This window comes from uncultured Helicobacter sp. (assembly GCF_910577135.1).
Taxonomy (GTDB): Bacteria; Campylobacterota; Campylobacteria; order Campylobacterales; family Helicobacteraceae; genus Helicobacter_C; species Helicobacter_C mastomyrinus.
Window position 1 is genome coordinate 516 of the sequence record NZ_CAJTLL010000043.1, and the last position, 258, is coordinate 773.

Below are 258 nucleotides of genomic sequence, written 5' to 3' on the forward strand. Positions count from 1 at the left end.
ATTGTAGTGGCGGTGAAGATGCCGCCTACCCGCAGAAGGACGGAAAGACCCTATAGACCTTAACTGTAAGCTGTCATTGTTTCTTCGGTTTTAATGCTCAGAGTAAGTGGGAGACGCTGAAGACGCCCTTTAGGGGGCGTCCGAGTCATCAATGAGACACCACCCTTTGAAACTGGAGGATCTAACCCTGAGCCGTGAATCCGGCCAGAGGACCGTGTCAGCCGGTCAGTTTTACTGGGGCGGTATCCTCCCAAAGAG

At 53.1% G+C, this 258-nt stretch carries 1 rRNA gene (cut by a window edge); it reads left to right on the plus strand.

From position 1 onward, the window contains the following. A 23S ribosomal RNA gene (locus QZ289_RS10410) occupies positions 1-258 on the plus strand; its annotated part reaches 515 nt to the left of the window's first position; the annotation flags it as partial.